The organism is Lactococcus lactis (genome assembly GCF_029023865.1).
Classification (GTDB): domain Bacteria; phylum Bacillota; class Bacilli; order Lactobacillales; family Streptococcaceae; genus Lactococcus; species Lactococcus lactis.
The window spans coordinates 2382814-2401842 of record NZ_CP118969.1; the positions used below are offsets into that span (position 1 = coordinate 2382814).

A 19029-nucleotide genomic window follows, 5' to 3' on the forward strand; every position below is an offset into this window, starting at 1 on the left:
CTGGGCGCTTTTTTAATAGAATATAAATTAATGTCAAAGGATTATAATTTTTCAATTTCTTCAAAAAGAGCTTTTGCTTCTACTGAGTAACCGTAATCTCCCAAGGTTTGCGCGTGTTCTTTCATTTCTTCAATCGCTCCGTTTTGTTTTTGCAATACTTTATAATGAGCTTCATGATATTTTAAAATAATTTTTTCATAGAAAAAATTGATACTTATTCCTATTTCATTTAAGTGATTGATATATTTAAAAGCTTGCATCAAATTTTCTCGACGTAACCAAGTATCAATAAGATTTAAAAATGTTCTTATTACGATCTGCTGATTGAGATGAATTGAGTGATAATAATTTGCTTTTCCTAAAATTTGCATTCCATAATACTCTAAAGCATTATCATCAAAATGTCGAAGACAATTCCCAAAAATCCATAGTTCATAGCGTCCCCATTCGCTGATAGATTCAAGGTAGTTCATCAAAAAGTCAGTATCTTCCTTAAAAACAGTAGAACCTTTTGCCATTGCTAAGTTGATTTTAACCACTATTTTATTAATCTGATAAAATTTATTATCAGGTTTCTGTTGGCATTTTTCTTCCCAAAAATTTTGAATTTCCTTTATTACTTTGATATTTTTTTGCGCATAAGCCACAGCCAACTCGTGACGGTAGTTGTATTCATCTGATTGTTCATATTCGTTATAAAGGTTTTGAAATTCATCTAAATAGACATTTGAGTTTTCTAAAACGGTAAATAGTTTACCCACCGTAATCTCTGTTTCTCCTTTTTCAAATTTTGCGAGCTGAGATTCTGAAAAATCGCCACCAGTCATTTCTTTTAATTTCAGATGCTTCGTTTCTCTGATAAAAGCAATTATTATTCCGGTTTTTAAATTTTTTTCCATTTCATTTTCCCTTTGTCATATATTCCAAATTTATTAAATTATTTGAAATTATTATACAACTTTGCTTTTAGCTTGTAAACTAGATAAAAAAACTACTGACAGCTTTTCTGTCAGTAGTTTTTTATTTTTCTAAAATAAATATTTTTTCTAGCTAAAAGATAAATTAGGAGAATAAGTAAGGAAATCAGACCAAATATTAAATAAATAAATTCTACAGTTAAATTTTGGGCAATTAGACCGCTTGATAAATCAGCAAAAATATAAAACAGAGATAAAAATGTATCATATATTGACCAGAAAACTACTCGATTATTTTTTATTAGTTTATTAAATTCCCCAATGAAAAAGTTATTATAGCCACCATTTATTAATCTAAAAATAGAAAATAAAACAATAGTAGTAAATACCGATTTTGTAAAAAATAAAAGAATTGATATTAATGGTAATAGCATAACTATCGATAATTTTTTCCACTTTATTCGACTCCCAATTGCCATACATACATTAAAAGTAAACAAAACAAGCCCTAAATACTTAAGTAGAAAATAATGATATTTCAATAAAATACTACTCCAACTATTGACAGACATGATGAGTGTTGTGACAGTTATTCCTAATAAAATGAATAAGTTTAGCTTAGACGATACTTTTAATCCCTTTCGTAATGTCCTTATATTAATAGTTATTTTTTCTTCTTGTTTTTCTTCTCTTTTTTCTAATTTTATAAAACATAAAAAAATGGTTGAAAAAACAATAAATGCTACTGATATTATGATTGGTAAAAAACGATTGAAATGTAGTATGGCTGGTGTGATAATTGTCATCACTGATATTGCAAGATATTGTATTGAACTGCTGCCTTCAAGATATTTGCGATATGTAACATCATCTGGAAGTTGTTCATAAGAAAAAGTTTGCATTACTCCAGAAGATAGAGCTTCTGATATCCCAAGTATGACCGCTGCTAAGATTGCTAAATAAAATTTTTCAAATAAAAATAGGGTAAAAGCAATAATTGACAAAATATTATTAAGTAATAATACTTTTTTTCTATTTTTTTGTTCAGCATAAATACCTAGCGGTAGATTTAAAATCACTCCTATTATTTGCGTCATTGCACTAATAATCATAATCTCAGAATATCTATAACCCAAAGCATTCATAATTAATATGCTAATAAAAAAATAGGGAAGGAGGGACAAAAAGAGTTTAAATAGAAAAAGTTGTTTATATTTGATTATGATTTTCATAGCTGACAAGTTTTATCTTTCGTAAAGTTAGGATTTAATGTTCTTTGTAATTTGGGATAGCATCCCCCCTCGCAAATTCTTAACATTGAGCACTTTAAACAATCTTTATTTTCTGTTTTAAATTCTCTAACTTCTGTATAATTTGAATCGTTTTTCCATATTTCAGCCAATGTTTGATGAAAAGCATTGGAAGTATGCTTTTCACCTAAAAATGCAATACAAGGTAAGACATCCCCGTTAGATAAAATCTCCATTTTCGTATGCTTCGCTCTACAACCAAAATACATATTTTCAAATTCCGATAGATTTTTTCCCTCCTCAATTAACTCTGGAAAAGCCGTAAAATAAAAACATCCTTCAACTGAAAAATTGAAATTATCTATTTTATTATCTAGTAGATATCTTCTAACTTTTTCTTCTAATTTTCTCAGGTCTGATATATTGTATATTTTTGTTATTTTTGTAAAACCAGTCACTTCGGAGTAGTCCGCAATAGAAAAACGGTCAATTTCGTTTTTAATCGCAAACTTCAAGAGCTCCATAATATCCTCTTCACTTTGATTAGAATAAACCGTATTTAATCTGACTTTCTTTTTTCTTTCATGAAAAAGCTTTATTAATTCTATTCCTCTTTTTGCCCTTGTACCCATGAGTTCAAAATTTTTAAAATCATCTATTGATTCAAGAGATATAACTGGGGTAATATAATCAGATTGGCAAATAATATCTATTGTTGATTTTTTTATCTCTTGACCATTTGTTGTTATTGTTGTCACTACTTTCAATGAATCAATAATTTTTAAAAGATTATCTATGTCTTTATATTTCGTTGGCTCCCCACCTAATATAGAAAATGATAAAATTCCATTTTCTTTTGCTTGACTTAAAATATTTTTCCAATCATCTGCAAGATGAACATTTTCGTCTTCTCTGTTTGCAAGAAAGCAAAAGCCACAATGAAGATTGCAATACATACTAGGATAAATCACTAACTCTAGCGGAAAACTCATTTGATTTAATTTTTTCAGCTCTTTAATCTTACTTTGTATTTTATTAATAATTGAGAAAGAAGATACCTCTTTTTCTTCTATCTCTCCTTTTTTATAAATTTTTTCTCGTAAAATTTTTGTTAGAGAATCAGCATTAAAATATTTTATGTATTCGTTAAATGCTTTTTCTTTTCCCATTTCTTTTACTAAAGATAAAAAAATAGACTCACTTTCTGACAATTCTAATCTGCTAAAATTATTTTTATTTATTAAAATTCCGCCGTTTTTCTCAACTCTAAATAATAATTCATCTGATAAAACGTACATATTAACATCCTTTCTAAATATTACTCAAAAAAAGGCGACTAAACGTCGCCAATTCTGCTATCAAATTTTATTTGCTAGCAGCCCATCCATCTCCCTTAGCCATTGAACTATTTTCCAATACATTTTTAAGCATTGCCAAAAGCTCTGGTTTGGTTGATTGTTCTTTAAGTTCTTTTTGCATAATAAATCTCCTTTTAATATAGACAGATACCAATTTTGATTCAATTGGTATCTGTTATTTTATCAAAATTATTGATAGTATAAATTTTATTTGGAATATATGCCAAAACTCTATTAATTGTTAAGTTCATGAGAAAACCCACGTTGTTACTATATTGGCTCTCTTTTTTTCTTCTTTATTTTTATTACTCTATCTCCAGTTTTTACTTTCAAAACCCCAATTCTAAACTTTTTATAAAAAAATTTATTTTATTTATCTTTTGTCATATATTCCAAAAATATCCGATGAAAAAACTACTGACAGAAAAGCTGTCAGTAGTTTTTATTTTTCTAAATAATCTAAAGCGTCCTGAATAGTTTTGACGGGAACGATTTTCATCTTCGTTTTTAGTTTTTTAGCGGCGGCTTTGGCTCCAAGGTAATTGTTGCTACTTTCCTTTTTGGTGCCTGAATCAGGCACTAAGAAGACTTTTGCCCCTTCTTTACTCGCTGTGGCTACTTTTTTATCAACACCGCCGATTTGACCAATGCTTCCGTCGTGTTCAATCGTCCCAGTTCCAGCAATTTCGCAACCGTTTCGCAAATCTTTTCCTGTCAACTGACTGTAAATTTCTAGTGTAAACATCATCCCCGCAGAGGGACCACCGATTGAACCCGCGTTGACAGTAACTTTCGGAGTCGTCACGACTTCAGTATGGTCAACTAGGCTAATCCCAATTCCTGTTTTACCATTAGCAATTTTGATGTATTTGCCAGTTGACTTGTGCTTTGTGCCGTCAATTCTCGTGTATTCAATCGTTACTGAATCACCGACTTTTTGTTTGGAAACATAAGCAATCATGTCGGCACTTGATGTAAACTGTTGACCATTGACTGCTGTAATCGTATCTGCAAGTTCTAGCTTATTTTTAAAGGTCGAATTTTTGGCAATATCAAGGACATAAACGCCTTCATATTTAAGTTCATAAGGTTTATTAGCTAATTTAAAAGCTTGATAAATCGCTGTATTCTGTGCCGTTTCCATGTAAAACTGGTTGACACGGTTGAACTGTGCGTCGTTAAGTCCACCAGTCATTTCTTGCTCACTGTAAATGCTTGTAAAACTATTAAAATGGCTGTAAATCATTGTAGCAAGATTTGCTCGTGCAATTTGGACAGTCGTCAGGAAAAAATCACCTTTATGTTCATCTTTTTTGCCTTCAACTTTGACCATTTTCCCTAAAGGCTCGGTTGTTCCGGGCATTTCCACATAGTAACTCGTTGGATAAAATAAAGCTAAAAGGGCAACAACAATTAGACCAATCGAGATTCCCCATTTTAATTTGGGATTAATTTTTTTATTTTTTTTCATCTAATTTCCTTAATTCACGACTCACATTTTCTGGAACCCAAGCACTGACATCTTGACCAAAGGCATGTAATTCTCGCATCCGTGTTGAATTTAATGGTTCAAGTTCTGGTTTTGCTAAGAAAAAGATGGTTTCAATGCCTGTCATCTCCATATTAAAATAGAACATATTTTTTTCATATTCTAAATCTTGGCTATTACGCAAAGAACGAACCAGAGCTGTCACGCCAAGTTTTTTAGCAATATTCACTGTCAAATCACGTTCATGTTTGATGACTTTGACTTTATGAGTTACTGACAGACTTGTCAGTGCTTCTTCTAGCATTTCCAATCGTTTATCAGTTGGAAAAAGTGGATTTTTTTGGTCATTTTTAAAAATTCCAACATAAAGTTGATCAAAATGTTGACTGGCACGTTTGATAACGTCTAAATGACCATTTGTCAGTGGGTCAAAAGTTCCTGTAAAGAGTCCAATTTTTTCTGTCATTACTTTTTTCTTTCTTAATTTACTGACAGAATTTCTGTCAGTAAAAGTCAAAATTCATAAATTGAAATTTTAGAAATTCCGTAAGTTTTTTGTCTGGTCAGCTCTAATTTTCCAATTTGGTCAGGGAGTTCAACTTCCTTGTCTGTTTCACAGACGACAATTATATTTTCTGTCAGTCGTTTTTTCTCTTGCAAAAGTTCTAAGTTTTCAACAATTTGTTCTTTAGCATAAGGTGGGTCTAAGAGGACTAAATCAAAAGTCTCTGACAAGTTTGATAAGACTCGTTCTGCTGACATTTTTAATAATTGAAATTTTTCAGGCTCTTTGGTCATCTTGATATTTTCCAAAATGACTTGTTGAGCTGCTCTGTCTTTTTCGACAAGAATGGCGTGATCCATTCCTCTTGAAATAGCTTCAATTGCCAAACTACCTGAGCCTGCAAATAAATCAAGAACACGTCCCCCTTCAAAATAAGGGCCAATCATATTAAAAATGGCTCCTTTAACTTTATCGGTGGTTGGTCTTGTTGTTTTTCCTGCCAATGTTTTTAGCGGTCTTCCGCCATAATTTCCTGAAACTACTCTCATGAAAATAATTATATCACAAAATTTCAAATGGAGAGCCGAATCTCCCTGTAAGCCTTGGTTTAAAGGTTCTGTCAGTAAAAATTTTCTTATTATTTTACTGACAAAAAAATAAGTTTCTCAAATCAGAATTTCATTCTAACTTTTGAAACTTATTTTTACCTATATTTAACTCATGAATGACTTTCATGCATCCGAATTGCTCGTAGTGAGGGCAGCACACCTAATACAATAATGAAAAACATGAAGATGGTCATTCCAATATTTCCATAAAGACTTGAGAGAGACACAAGGATTCCTGACAAGACCGAAGCGATAGGCTGAGTCACTGAAAAAGCTCCTGTATAAGTTCCCACTTGGTCTCCATCCATTAAATCGGCTCGCAGAGCCTGTGAAAATGGAACCAAAATCATTTCACCGATTGTTGCTACCAATGCTGCAATCAGTTCCCAAGTTAAATCACGACCAAGAAATGCAATCATGAAGCCCAAACCTTGCAAAATAATTCCAATGGATATTCCACTACTTCGTGACCAGTTTTTGGTTAGTTTGTTGACTCTCCCCATAAATAATACGATGACTAAGGTATTGACCATTAGGAAAATTGTCAGCATCCGTTGTCCATAAACTTCAATTCCAAAAATCCTTGCTGTTCTAAAACTATCACTCAAATGGACTGGAAGATAATAATCAATTTGATTAAAAATCATCGCAATAAAGACCGAAGCAAATAAATAATACATGAAAATACGGTCTTTAGCAACTGTGAAATAGGCTTTAATAATGTTTGATTCTTGCTTATGCTGCTGAGTATCTGGATTGAAGGATTCATCAATCCAAAAAATTACAACCAAACAACTAACGATTTCTTCAATTGTGATAGCTAAAAGTAACCAAACCAAATAATCTCGGAAAAACCAGCCTGAAAGTCCTGAACCAATCATGATTGCAAAGTTGATAATCCAATATTGAATACTATAAACGACTCGCCGATTTTCACTTGTTGTCAAATCTACAATCATCGCTTGACTTGCGGTGTTAAAAAAGCCAAAACCAAAATTAATAATAAGAAATCCTAAAAAAGTGACCCAAGGATTGAAGTAAAAAGATGAGTTTGCAAATGTTGCTAAAGCTCCACCAAAACCAGTAATGGCAGTTGAGAAAATCATCACAGGTCTTCGTCCCTGAACGTCGGACAAATGACCAGCATAAAGCCCAACCAAGAAAACCATGACTGAACTAATGACTAAAAGTAATCCCGTGATTCCCGCTCCCATATATTTATTGTAGTAAATTGTCATTGAGCCACCCACTGTACTAAAGCAAAGCGTCCCAAAAAAATTCATAATTAAACGAATTTTAAGTGTTGGATGTAATCCAAAAAAATCTTTCATTTTATTTCTTTCTGTTTTTTTCAATAAAAAATCTATCTTGACTCCTTTTCAAGATAAATTCCTGTTTTTTGAGGTCATTTTTTAATTAATTTTTGTTTTCTGGTGTCTATTTACAGCAATAAGCACTAAAATAATCGCTAGAACTTCAGTTAATGCTAAGACTAAAGAAACTCCTGTTGCTTTAATCATTGGTGAAATCGAAACAAGTAAACCGGCAAGAATGGAGGCAATCGGCATCTTAATTGCGGCAACGCCATTGTAAGAACCAATTTTTTCTGGATTCATCAAATCTGCACCTAAAGTTTGAACACTTGGTGTATAAACAATTTCACCTAAAGTATAAACAATACCGGCAATGAAAATAGGCGTAAACGTCGTTGTCAAAAATGAAAAAATCATCCCAATTGCCATAAATAAACTTCCCCAAATAAATCCTTTTTGGTGTGACCAGTCTTTGGTCAATCGATTTAGGGTGGTCATTAATAGGACCACTAATACACAAGCTAAAATCAAATAAATCGTAAGCATCCGTTGTCCATAGATTTCAAAACCAAAAAAAGTGATTGTTTTAAAACTATTTGATAAATGAACAGGCAAAAAATTATCAAATTGCATGATAATAAAAGTGGTCGCAATATTAGCACCCATAAAAATCATGTAAGTTTTGTCTTGTAGCACTGTCTTATAGGCCTGAAAAATATTTTCTGCTTCTTCTTTGGCCTTTACAATCGGTCTAAAAGTCTCAGTCATTACAAAAGTGGTTAAGAAAAATGAGACTAAGACAGTTAAAAGTAATATCACTAAAAGTGCTTCAAATGCTGGTCTAAAAAGCCAAGCACCTAATGCTGCTCCTAAAATAACTGACAAGTTTTGCGCCCAATAATCCAACATAAAAACAACTTTACGATTTTCAGCATTTGATGCAGCAATAATCATGGCATTTCCTGCAGTAATCACAAGATTATAACCAAAACTAATCAGCAAAAAAGCAATAAAAGTCGACCAAGGATTCACGTGACCTGGTAAGTTTGAGGCAATGGCTAAAAGAGCTCCCAAAAGTTGAATCACTGTCCCAAAAACCATCACTGGTTTTCGACCATTTCGGTCAGCAAAAAAACCTGCAAGAATTCCTGCGACAAAAGTGGCTACTGCAGATAAGGCAAGCAAAATCCCTGTAATTGCACTTCCCAAATGTTGATTATAATAAATGGTCATTGAAGAAAAAACGGTGCCATATGAAAAGGCACCTAAAAAAACAATTCCTAAACGGAGTTGCAAATTTTTGTCTAAATTCCAAAACTCTTTCATATTATTCCTTAAATTTTCCGATTTTTTTAATTTATCTATAATTGTAGCACAAATAATAAACAAAAACTAGGTGGATTTTTAAAAGTTGTTAATAAAATACAGAGATTGAAAACATAACTTATGAAAATATACAAAAAATCACTGACAGAAATCTTGTCAGTGATTTTTATGACACTTTTAATCAAAGATTAAAGGCGGTCATTCAATTCTTTGCTGAGTTCTTCAAATCCTGGTTTACCAAGAAGAGCGAACATATTTTTCTTGTAAGCTTCAACACCTGGTTGGTTGAATGGGTTAATTCCGTTCAAGTAACCAGAAACACCGATAGCAAGTTCAAAGAAGTAAATTGCATATCCAAGTGTGAATTCGTCTTGTTCAGGCAATGTCACGATCATGTTTGGAACATTTCCGTCAGTGTGAGCAAGAAGCACGCCGTCAGCTGCTTTTTTGTTAACGAAGTCAACATCTTTACCTTGCAAGTATCCAAGTCCATCAAGGTCAGCGTCAAGTTCTGGAATGTTGATGTTTTTACGTGGTTTTTCAATACGGATTGCTGTTTCAAAAACAGTACGTGTTCCTTCTTGAATCCATTGTCCTAATGAGTGAAGGTCTGTTGAGAAGTTAGCTGAAGTTGGGTAAATTCCTTTTTGGTCTTTCCCTTCTGATTCACCAGCCAATTGTTTCCACCATTCTGAGAAATATTGAAGGCTTGGTTCGTAATTGATCAAGATTTCTGAGAATTTACCTTTACGGTAAAGGATATTGCGAAGTGCAGCATAGGCGTAAGCATCATTTTCATGAACATTTGTAGAAGTGTATTCTTTACGCGCAGCGTTAGCACCTTCCATCAAAGCTGTGATATCAGCACCTGAAGCTGCAATTGGCAAAAGTCCAACAGCTGTCAATACTGAGAAGCGTCCACCAACTGAATCTGGAACAACAAAAGTTTCCCAGTTGTTTGCGTCAGCATTAACTTTTACAGCACCTTTTTCTTTATCAGTTGTTGCGTAAATACGTTTGTTTGCTTCTTCACGACCGTATTTTTTAACTAACATTTCTTCGAAGACACGGAAAGCAATCGCTGGTTCTGTTGTTGTACCTGATTTAGAGATTACATTTACAGAGAAATCTTTGTCAGCAACGTAATCTACAAGGTCAGCCAAGTATGATGAAGAAATTGAGTTACCAGCATAAAGAATACGTGGTGCTTTACGTTCTTCGGCAGTTTGCAAGTTAACAAAGCTGTTGCTCAAAAAGTCAATTGCTGCACGTGCACCGAGGTATGAACCACCGATACCGATAACAATAAGAACTTCTGAATCAGATTGAATTTTTTTAGCTGCTTTTTGAATACGAGCAAATTCTTCTTTGTCGTAATCTTCAGGAAGGTCAAGCCATCCGATATAATCGCTCCCAGCACCTTTTCCTTCGTGGAGCAATTTAGCTGCCCCGTCGATTTGCCATTGGATTTCGTCTAATTCATTTTCAGCTACAAATGGAGTGAGTTTTGAATAGTCAAATTTAATATGAGCCATTTTAATTCCTTTCAATTTCTCGCTTTTTACGAGAATTTAGCTATTGAAGAACGACAACTTTTGCATTGTTTTATCTTCGAATTTTCTAGTTCATTTTATCACTTTTTCGGCTTTTTAACAATACTAAAGGTTATGTAAGCGCTTATTTGTTTAGCTTTCTATCTGTGAAACTTTTCCAGCTTTGGGACAGCTTTTTTTATAAAAATTTAGTTTAAGATTTCAATGAATATTTATTGTTATTAAAAGATTTACTGATAAGCTAACTCCTAACACTTTTAAGGGTGTCAAATCTCTTTGACGACTGACAAATCAGTCTTTCATGTAAATTTTTGCTAAAATATTAATGATGAAATATACATTTGAAATTGACCTTGACCGTTATAAAAATCTAGCCCAACAAAAACAAAAGACACATAAGAAATTTTTAGCTGGACTTGCCAAAAAACCACCAAAGCAATTAGATAAAATCGTTAAAGAAGTTCATGAAGAGGTTTTTTTAGAAATTGATTGCACCAAATGTGCTAATTGTTGCAAAACCTTAGGCCCTCTTTGGACAGAGGCCGATATTGAACGCGTCGCCAAACATTTAAAAATGAAAGTGAGTGACTTTGAAGCCGCATATCTCCGAACTGACGAAGATGGTGACAAAGTTTTTCAAACCATGCCTTGTCAGTTTCTTGGTTCTGACAATCTCTGTAGCATTTACGAAGTTCGTCCTAAAGCTTGTCGCGAATTTCCCCATACTGACCGTAAAAAGATTTATCAAATCAATAATTTAACGATAAAAAATACACTTTACTGTCCAGCAGCTTATGAATTTGTTGAGAAATTATCTTATAGACTCAAATAAAAATTACTGACAGGTCTGTCAGTAATTTTTTTATTATGCCAAAAGTTCTTTCAAAGCTTCTTTTGTATCTGTCAGTGAATGTCCCAAGACTTTTTCAAAATCTTTAGATTCCACATCTAAATCTTTTGCTTCAATATCTTTTTGGAAGCCGAGGAAAAGTTCCGCTACAAAATCTGGAAGTCCAGTTTCAACTAAATGACTGACAAAAGTTTTGTCATCAGCAGCGACTACTTCAAATTCCTTATCAGAAACTGCTTTTAGTGCTTGAGCAAGTTCGGCGTAAGTCAATATTTTTCCTGAAAGCTCCAAAACTTCTGGAAAATCTGCTCCAGCAAGTGCTTTTGCTCCAACTTCTGCATATTCGCGTTTCAAAGCCCAGCCCACTTTACCTGTTGGTGCATTGTAAACAAATTTTCCAGTTGAAAGTGCAGCAGCAATAATTGGCATTTCATTTTCAAAGTACCAATTATTACGTAAAAATGTGTGAGCAATTCCTGATTTTTCAATCGCCTTTTCAGTATAGATGTGGTCAGCAGCTAAGTCACTTGTTGCCCTTTCTGCTTGAGGAAAACTTGTATAAGCAATATAAGAAATTCCAGCACTTTTGGCTGCATCAACAACATTTTGATGCTCAGCTTGACGATTTCCCGGCGCTCCTGAAACAAAAAGCAAACGGTCAATTCCTGTAAATGCTTGTTCTAAAGCAGTTAAATCTGAATAATCTGCCAAACGTACATCGAAACCTGCCGCTTTGAGTGGGGCTGCTTTTTCTTCTGTGCGAGCCAAAACTGCAATATCAGAAATTGGAACCAATTCTTTCAAAAATCCGAGTGCATAAGTACCGTATCCACCTGTCGCACCTGTTACTAAATATTTCATGTTAAATCCTCCATTTATTTATTATTTTTTATATTTTAAAGTAGCTTGCTTTTTTGACTACCTAAGTGTATAATATCATTGTACCATCAATATGTAAAGTAAGCACTTGAAAGTTAGATACACCCCTTTTAGATACTATTGTATAATATCAACGATTTGAGGTAATAAAAAAATGAAAAAAATTTCTGAACTTCCAGATTGTCCTGTTGAAACAGCACTTGTTTTGATGGGCGACCGTTGGAAAATGCTCATTGTCCGTGATTTATTAGAGCGAACCATGCGCTTTGGCGAACTTCAACGTTCAGTTGGACATATTTCACAAAAAGTTTTGACCCAACATTTACGTGCCCTCGAAGAAAGCGGGCTGGTTCATCGTGAAGTCTATGCAGAAGTACCCCCTCGTGTTGAATATTCACTGACAGAACTTGGAAGAACCCTCAAACCAATCCATGATACGATGGCAGCTTGGGGAAATCTTTATAAAAAAGAAATCAGCAAAGCTTAAAGATAAAAATTACTGACAGGAAATTCTGTCAGTAATTTTTGTTTAATTATTTATAAATTTCGTCTTATCCTTAGTGTCTTCTTAGTGTTTTTAACTTTTGTCAGTACAATTATTTGCTCAATCCTATCTGTAAATTTCGTCAGAATTTCTGCTGCCTCAGAATGCTTTAGCGTTGTATTACTACTCTTCTTTTTTCAGAGATATGGTGAACAAACGGTCAGCAAAGAAACTGATTTCTGGATTCCTCGAAAATTTGGTTTAGGTATGAGTATCAATCCTCATACAAATGCAAGTAAAAAAGGGACTACCCTTCTGAATTCCCTTCTTATTCTCGGTGGTATTTTATTAATAATTTTGTAGAAATAAAAAATCCAGTAGCTTTTGAGCTACTGGGTTTTTATATTAGTTTTCTTTCAATTCTGCGATACGAGCTTTCACAGTATCAAATTTTTCTTGATAATCGGCTAATTTATCTTTTTCTTTTTGAACAACTTCTACTTTAGCATTCGCAACAAAACGTTCATTACCCAATTTTTTATTCACTAAATCTAACTCTTTTTGCCATTTAGCAAGTTCTTTTTCAAGTCGAGCAATTTCTTCTTCGATGTTAATCAGACCTTTGAGTGGTAAGAAGAGCTCAGCCCCTGTGATAACAGCAGTCATCGCTTGCTCATCAAGCACGACTTCTTCTGCAATAACAAGCTCTGACGGGTTAGCAAAACGTGTGATATAAGGAGCAACAGAGTTCAAAAATTCAGCTTGTTCAGACTTGATGAAGATTGGCACTTGCTTAGACAATGGAGTATTAACCTCAGCACGAATATTACGAACGGCTGTAATTAATTCGATTAACATCGCCACACCTTCGCTTGCCTTGTCATCATTAAATTCTGGACGTACTTTTGGATATTCGGCAACAACAATTGAACCAGAAGTATTTGGTAATTTTTCAAAGATTTCTTCAGTGAAGAAAGGCATAATTGGGTGTAATAGACGTAAAACTTGATCTAAAACATGGAGCAATACTGCACGTGTAATGTCTTTTTCAGCTTCATCCTCACCAAACATAACTTCTTTTGTTAATTCCAAATACCAGTTTGCAAACTCATCCCAAATGAAATTGTAAAGAATATGACCAGCGACACCAAATTCAAATTTATCCATTTGTTCAGTCACGCGCTCAACAGTATCATTCAAACGTGTTAAAATCCAACGGTCAGTGACATTACCAGCAGTTTTATTTGCAACTTTTGTCAAAGCCGAAGAAACAGCATCAGCGCTGACATCTTCTGCATTCATCAAAATATAACGTGAAACATTCCAAATTTTATTGATGAAATTCCAAGCGGCATCCATTTTATCATAAGAAAAACGTACATCTTGTCCTGGTGCAGAACCATTTGATAGGAACCAACGGAGTGCATCTGTTCCATATTTTTCAATCACATCCATTGGGTCAATTCCGTTACCAAGCGATTTAGACATTTTACGTCCTTCTTCGTCACGAATCAAACCATGAATTAAAGCACGTTTAAATGGTGATTTACCTGTAAATTCCAAACCTTGAAAAATCATACGTGAAACCCAGAAAGGAATAATATCATAACCGGTTACTAAAGTTGATGTTGGATAGTAGCGTTTGAAGTCTTCTGCATTTTCATCCGGCCACCCCATCGTGCTAAAAGGCCACAAAGCTGAACTAAACCAAGTATCAAGTACATCAGCATCTTGTGTCCAACCTTCTCCCTCAGGTGCTTCTTCACCAACATACATTTCACCCGCTTCATTATACCAAGCTGGAATTTGATGCCCCCACCAAAGTTGACGTGAAATAACCCAATCATGAACATTTTCCATCCATTGCAAGTAAGCATCACCAAAACGTGGTGGATAGAAAGCGACCACATCATCCGTTCCATCTTTTTTTCGTTGATGAGCAATTGCATTCTTAGCTAATTCGTCCATTTTGACAAACCATTGTGTTGATAAACGTGGTTCAACAACCACTCCTGTTCGCTCTGAGTGCCCAACTTCATGGCGGACTGGTTTTATATCAACCAACTGCCCCAATTCCTTGAGGTCAGCAACAATTTGTTTGCGGGCTTCAAAACGGTCAAGTCCTTCATATTTTCCACCATTTTCATTGATGGTTCCGTCATTGTTCATCATGTTAATCATTGGCAAATCATGACGCATCGCAACTTCAAAGTCATTAGGATCATGAGCAGGTGTAATTTTTACAACCCCAGTTCCTTTTTCCATATCAGCATGATCGTCTGTCAAAATCGGAATGACACGATTAATGATTGGGAGGATAACATTTTTGCCCACTAAATGTTTATAGCGTTCATCTTTTTCATTGACGATAACAGCTGTATCACCAAGGAAAGTTTCTGGACGTGTTGTGGCGATTTCAACAAACTCATCACTTCCTTCAATTTGGTAAGTGATGTGGTAAAAAGCCCCATCAATTTCTTTGTGAATGACTTCAATGTCTGACAAAGCAGTCATCGCTTTTGGATCCCAGTTGATGAGTTTTTCACCACGGTAAATCCAACCTTTATTGTAAAGTTGAACAAAAACTTTACGAACCGCTTGTGAAAGCCCTTCATCAAGAGTAAAACGTTCACGAGAATAATCCACTGAGATTCCCATTTTACCCCATTGTTCCTTGATTGTTGTGGCATATTCATCTTTCCACTCCCAAACTTTATCAAGGAATTTTTCACGTCCAAGGTCTTGTGGCAAAATACCATCTTCAGCAAGGCGGGCAGCAACTTTTGCTTGAGTGGCAATCCCCGCATGGTCCATTCCTGGCAACCAAAGCGTATCAAAACCTTGCATCCGTTTTTGACGGATGATGATGTCTTGCAAAGTTGTATCCCAAGCATGACCCAAGTGGAGTTTTCCTGTCACATTTGGTGGTGGAATAACGATGCTATAAGGCTCTGCATCGGGATTTCCAGAAGGTTTGAAAACATCAGCTTCAAGCCATTTTTCGTAGCGTCCTGCTTCAACCTCTGTCGGGTTGAATTTTGGGGTTAGTTCGTTTGTCATGTTTTTCTCCTTTGGGTACAAAAAAAGCACCCTGATTTATTCTCCAGGGTGCTTCCGCACGGTACCACCTGATTTTCGTCAATTGACGACACTCATTTTATGCCATAATTTTCTTGAAATGACGCAACCTTCATAAAGTTTGACTGAACACTTTCACCAACCGTGTTCTCTCTATAAGTCTTGCTTTATTACTCCTCGTCAACTTGTTTTTATTTTAGCAGAATTCTTGTTTTTTTACAAGATACTTCTAAATTTTTATTTTTCTTTAATGATTTCTAAAAAATGCTCCAAGCCTTCTTTGGCTTGAATTTGCTGATTACATTGTTCAGAATCTAAGCAAATATAGGTGCCATTTTTAGTATAGGTCCCGTCAGCGCCTCTTTTTGTTGTCGCTAGAAATTGAGTGACAATACTTGTTTTTTGGCAAATGGCACAGATATTTTTCATACTACCAGAGATACTGCCATAGAAACCACGCCCGTCAACGGTCAAAAGATATTTTCGGCCGCTTGAAACTTCATTCCAAGCAAAGTAAGTGACATCACGTAAGTCCCATTGACTTGTCGCTGGAATTTTTAACTTTTTAACTTTTTTGAAAGCTTTTTTCATTTGAGCTTCACTCGGTAAATGAAAAGCTTCGACTAAAGTTTTAAGTTCTGTCAGTAATTTTTCAGCTTGTTCTCTTGATAATTTAGGATTATCAATGGCTGATAAGTATTCTTGGATAGCAACTTTTACTGACAGATTATTTTCACTGACAAGGCTGTCAGCATTTTCAGCGATTTGCAAAATTTCTGTGGCGACTTGGGCGTAAACTGCCTCAACTGTCGATTTATCATTGACAGAGTGATAGACATTGACGAGGTCAAAGGTCAGGTATTTAATTCGATTATATTCATATGGTTTTAACATTTTCTTATTCCTTAAGATGTGAACCCGACTGCTTTGAAGTTATGAAAATTGAGAAAATATGGTTCTGTGCAAGGCACAAGTTCCATTTTGTCCATTTTCATCCACTTCAAGGAAGGTGAACTCAATTTGTTCTTATCCGCAAAGAAATAAGACTTTGCGGTAATCTAAGCGAGAGCTCTTACTCGCACTTGATTACCAACCATCTTCTTAAAATTCATTTGAATCTCCTTTTATCTAATGGTTAGAAGTCACTTCTCTAAAAATAGAAGTCACTCATTAAAATGTTTTTGTTCCAAAATCTGGAACGTCATGGAAATCTTTACCATTTTTGTAGTTTTCAAATTTTCCTTGCAAAAATTGGTATGCGTCTAAACGACTTTCATAACGAATAGCTGCTTCTTTCGCTTCTTTTTTACCGTCTTCTGTGGCAATTTTTTTAGCTGCTTTCATGGCAAGTTCAGAAATTTGAACTTGTTGGTCCACCCATTCTTGAAAATCTTTTAAAAAATTTTGTTCGTAAGTCATTTTTTCTCCTATTAAAATTCAGAGCTGTTGGCTCATCATTATCTTTTGGGTTTGATTAAATCATAGCTTTGCTCAACCATTTTGCAAACTTGCTCATCAGCAACATCTCCACCAAGTAAAACATCGTTCCAATGCGCTTTATTCATGTGAAATGCTGGATTAATATCCACAAAGAAATCTCGCAATTCGATTGCAATTTCTGGCTTCTGCTTGATTGCGATATTGACTCGGCCTTCTCGCTCAGAAATATAAGCAAATGATTTTTTATTCTTTAAATGTCGCATCACTACCGTCGGCTGACCCTTCTCCATTTTGGCAAAGGGAGTATCTGCAAAAGTCGGCCCAAGAGACAAGCAAAAATCAATAAGTTCTTTTTTATTCATCTATTTATTAAGCTCCAATTGATAAGCAAAACGGTCACCTTCAAATTGAACAAGTCCTCGTTTTACAAAGCCTTCACGTTCAAAGACATGTTGCATCAATTTATTGACCGGGTGGGTATCTAGGCGAAAATCAGAGTATCCTTTAGATAACATCAAGGTAAAAATATTTGAAAATAGATATCTTGTCAAAGATTGTCCACGAAATTCGTTAGACAAAGCAATTCGATGAATGGTCACATAATCAAAATTTTGATTTGACCAAGCGCCGTCAGTAATTTGAGTATAAGCTGGTTCTTCACCTGTAATAATTGCACAATAACCGGCTATTTTATCATCAACTAACAAGACATAGGCCTGTTCTTTCGCAAAATCCTCTTCAATATCAAAAACTGCTGGATAAGCATTTTGCCATTGTTCACTCCCAGAATCAGCCAAAAAAGTTCTTGCTTCTTCAATAATTTTCATAATTGAAAGCAAATCTTTCGGGCCTGCTTTTCTCATATAAATCATATAAAACCTCGGATTTTTTCCATTTTATCATAAAAATAATTAATGACAGAACCGTCAGATTTACTGACGGCTCTTTTTATTGACAGTATCATCAACTTTCCTATCAAATCTCTTATCTGTCAGTAAATCTAATTTTTTTAGATGTCACAAAACGCTAGTCTAAAGAAATTTCTGGATTTTCTTTAGTGACTAGGAGTACCTGTGCCGTTCCCCCTAAATACTTTTCACTCAATTCAGCTAATTTTTGAGTTGCAGTATCTAGAACTTCACCGCGTTCAGGGTCAACAGATTCAATAATCAAAAAAGCATTTTTGGTTTGTTCTGTCAGCATCGTTCTTTGACCATCACGCCAATTCCATGAGCGACAAACTGCCCCTTCATCATCAAGATAGCAGATTTCACCAGGCAAAGCATTATCAGCTTCATCATCACCCAAAGCCAAGAAATGTTCGCCACCAACAGCTTTTGTCAAACGTAGATTTCCTGCAAAAGTATCAATATCCTCACCACCAGCAGGTAGCCCATAGTTCAAGCTAATACTATTGTAAATATCAACCAAAGGATTAATCGAACCCACAGCTTTACCTTTATCTACTCGTTTAAGCAGATTTTCAATCGAACTTCTAGCCCCTTTTTTTGTTTTAAATTTTTGATAAGCCTTGCGCCAAACAGAGACTACAGGATTTTCACTAAAAACAGCCGCTTCTAAAAATTGCTCTGCATTTTCATTCGCCTCATCAAGATTTTTTTTGATTTCAGCACTTGATTCCATACTATTATCAATATTTTTAGCTAAAACAATTCCGATTTTTGTCTCAGGAAAAAGTTCCCAAAATTCAGGTTCAACAATAAATTTTTTCATAATTTTTCTTACTTTTCTAATTTTAACTATAAAATTTACTGACGAAAATCTTGTCAGTAAAATACGACTGAATAAGGAGTATTTTATCTGTGGATAAAGAATGAACAGCGGAGCTGGTCATCCTATCATTCGTCAGCGAGTGAATCGAGCATTTTAGTTGTGGATAAAAGAATGAACAGCAAAGCTGAGCGTTCTATCCATCGTCAGCGATTGAACAACGAGCAGGTAAATCGTAATTAAAAGAA

19 protein-coding genes and 1 other annotated feature are annotated in these 19029 nt (G+C 34.6%); of the genes, 2 read left to right on the forward strand and 17 right to left on the reverse strand.

Annotated elements, in window-relative coordinates; genetic code table 11:
• Positions 1-41 precede the first annotated feature (41 nt).
• The 10 genes from PYW37_RS12145 to PYW37_RS12190 form a co-directional block, all read right to left on the reverse strand.
• Positions 42-899: an Rgg/GadR/MutR family transcriptional regulator gene (locus PYW37_RS12145; protein ID WP_023190258.1), complete on the reverse strand. Its 858-nt coding sequence runs from the start codon at positions 897-899 to the stop codon at positions 42-44.
• Positions 900-1009: 110 nt separating this feature from the next.
• A complete protein-coding gene (locus tag PYW37_RS12150; protein ID WP_044009594.1) occupies positions 1010-2149 on the reverse strand; it encodes an MFS transporter in 1140 nt (379 codons plus the stop codon).
• Positions 2146-3465 (reverse strand): KxxxW cyclic peptide radical SAM maturase, encoded by a 1320-nt coding sequence (gene kwcM, locus PYW37_RS12155; RefSeq protein WP_025017142.1) that lies wholly within the window; start codon positions 3463-3465, stop codon positions 2146-2148. The genes PYW37_RS12150 and kwcM overlap by 4 nt, the downstream gene beginning before the upstream one ends.
• A gap of 67 nt (positions 3466-3532) precedes the next feature.
• A complete protein-coding gene (locus PYW37_RS12160; protein ID WP_011836076.1) occupies positions 3533-3646 on the reverse strand; it encodes a KxxxW-cyclized peptide pheromone in 114 nt (37 codons plus the stop codon).
• Positions 3647-3967: 321 nt separating this feature from the next.
• Positions 3968-4996 carry a SepM family pheromone-processing serine protease gene (locus tag PYW37_RS12165; protein WP_023190255.1) on the reverse strand — a complete coding sequence of 343 codons (1029 nt, stop codon included), beginning with the start codon at positions 4994-4996 and terminating at the stop codon, positions 3968-3970.
• Complete coding sequence (gene coaD, locus PYW37_RS12170) at positions 4983-5480, reverse strand: pantetheine-phosphate adenylyltransferase (RefSeq protein ID WP_025017143.1); 498 nt, start codon at positions 5478-5480, stop codon at positions 4983-4985. The genes PYW37_RS12165 and coaD overlap by 14 nt, the downstream gene beginning before the upstream one ends.
• 47 nt (positions 5481-5527) lie before the next feature.
• Positions 5528-6067, reverse strand: a complete 540-nt coding sequence (gene rsmD, locus PYW37_RS12175; RefSeq protein ID WP_023190253.1) for a 16S rRNA (guanine(966)-N(2))-methyltransferase RsmD — start codon at positions 6065-6067, stop codon at positions 5528-5530.
• Between the two features lie 170 nt (positions 6068-6237).
• Positions 6238-7458 (reverse strand): MDR family MFS transporter, encoded by a 1221-nt coding sequence (locus PYW37_RS12180; RefSeq protein WP_003132654.1) that lies wholly within the window; start codon positions 7456-7458, stop codon positions 6238-6240.
• A gap of 81 nt (positions 7459-7539) precedes the next feature.
• Complete coding sequence (gene lmrP / locus PYW37_RS12185; RefSeq protein ID WP_025017145.1) at positions 7540-8766, reverse strand: multidrug efflux MFS transporter LmrP; 1227 nt, start codon at positions 8764-8766, stop codon at positions 7540-7542.
• 188 nt (positions 8767-8954) lie between these two features.
• The gene (locus PYW37_RS12190) at positions 8955-10301 is read right to left on the reverse strand and encodes a glucose-6-phosphate isomerase (RefSeq protein WP_010906353.1); all 1347 of its coding nucleotides are present in this window, start codon (positions 10299-10301) and stop codon (positions 8955-8957) included.
• A 343-nt stretch (positions 10302-10644) separates the two neighbouring features.
• On the opposite strand from PYW37_RS12190, the gene PYW37_RS12195 reads away from it, so the two are divergent.
• Positions 10645-11151 carry a YkgJ family cysteine cluster protein gene (locus PYW37_RS12195; protein ID WP_017865183.1) on the forward strand — a complete coding sequence of 169 codons (507 nt, stop codon included), beginning with the start codon at positions 10645-10647 and terminating at the stop codon, positions 11149-11151.
• A gap of 33 nt (positions 11152-11184) precedes the next feature.
• On the opposite strand, the gene PYW37_RS12200 is transcribed toward PYW37_RS12195, so the two are convergent.
• Positions 11185-12030 carry an NAD(P)H-binding protein gene (locus tag PYW37_RS12200; RefSeq protein ID WP_023190251.1) on the reverse strand — a complete coding sequence of 282 codons (846 nt, stop codon included), beginning with the start codon at positions 12028-12030 and terminating at the stop codon, positions 11185-11187.
• Positions 12031-12202: 172 nt separating this feature from the next.
• Here PYW37_RS12200 and PYW37_RS12205 point away from each other — a divergent pair, with 172 nt between their 5' ends.
• Positions 12203-12535 carry a winged helix-turn-helix transcriptional regulator gene (locus tag PYW37_RS12205; protein WP_023164672.1) on the forward strand — a complete coding sequence of 111 codons (333 nt, stop codon included), beginning with the start codon at positions 12203-12205 and terminating at the stop codon, positions 12533-12535.
• 402 nt (positions 12536-12937) lie between these two features.
• Here PYW37_RS12205 and PYW37_RS12210 read toward each other — a convergent pair whose 3' ends face one another.
• From PYW37_RS12210 to PYW37_RS12235, 6 genes are all read right to left on the reverse strand, one after another.
• Complete coding sequence (locus tag PYW37_RS12210) at positions 12938-15592, reverse strand: valine--tRNA ligase (protein ID WP_025017147.1); 2655 nt, start codon at positions 15590-15592, stop codon at positions 12938-12940.
• Positions 15593-15633: 41 nt separating this feature from the next.
• Positions 15634-15800 (reverse strand) — a binding site (T-box leader).
• 47 nt (positions 15801-15847) lie between these two features.
• Complete coding sequence (locus PYW37_RS12215) at positions 15848-16504, reverse strand: FusB/FusC family EF-G-binding protein (RefSeq protein ID WP_023190249.1); 657 nt, start codon at positions 16502-16504, stop codon at positions 15848-15850.
• Positions 16505-16780: 276 nt separating this feature from the next.
• A complete protein-coding gene (locus PYW37_RS12220; protein WP_025017148.1) occupies positions 16781-17029 on the reverse strand; it encodes a DUF1912 family protein in 249 nt (82 codons plus the stop codon).
• Positions 17030-17067: 38 nt separating this feature from the next.
• The gene (locus tag PYW37_RS12225; RefSeq protein WP_023190248.1) at positions 17068-17412 is read right to left on the reverse strand and encodes an MmcQ/YjbR family DNA-binding protein; all 345 of its coding nucleotides are present in this window, start codon (positions 17410-17412) and stop codon (positions 17068-17070) included.
• Positions 17413-17922 carry a GNAT family N-acetyltransferase gene (locus PYW37_RS12230; RefSeq protein WP_023190247.1) on the reverse strand — a complete coding sequence of 170 codons (510 nt, stop codon included), beginning with the start codon at positions 17920-17922 and terminating at the stop codon, positions 17413-17415.
• Positions 17923-18076: 154 nt separating this feature from the next.
• Complete coding sequence (locus PYW37_RS12235; protein ID WP_023190246.1) at positions 18077-18784, reverse strand: B3/B4 domain-containing protein; 708 nt, start codon at positions 18782-18784, stop codon at positions 18077-18079.
• Between the last annotated feature and the right edge of the window lie 245 nt (positions 18785-19029).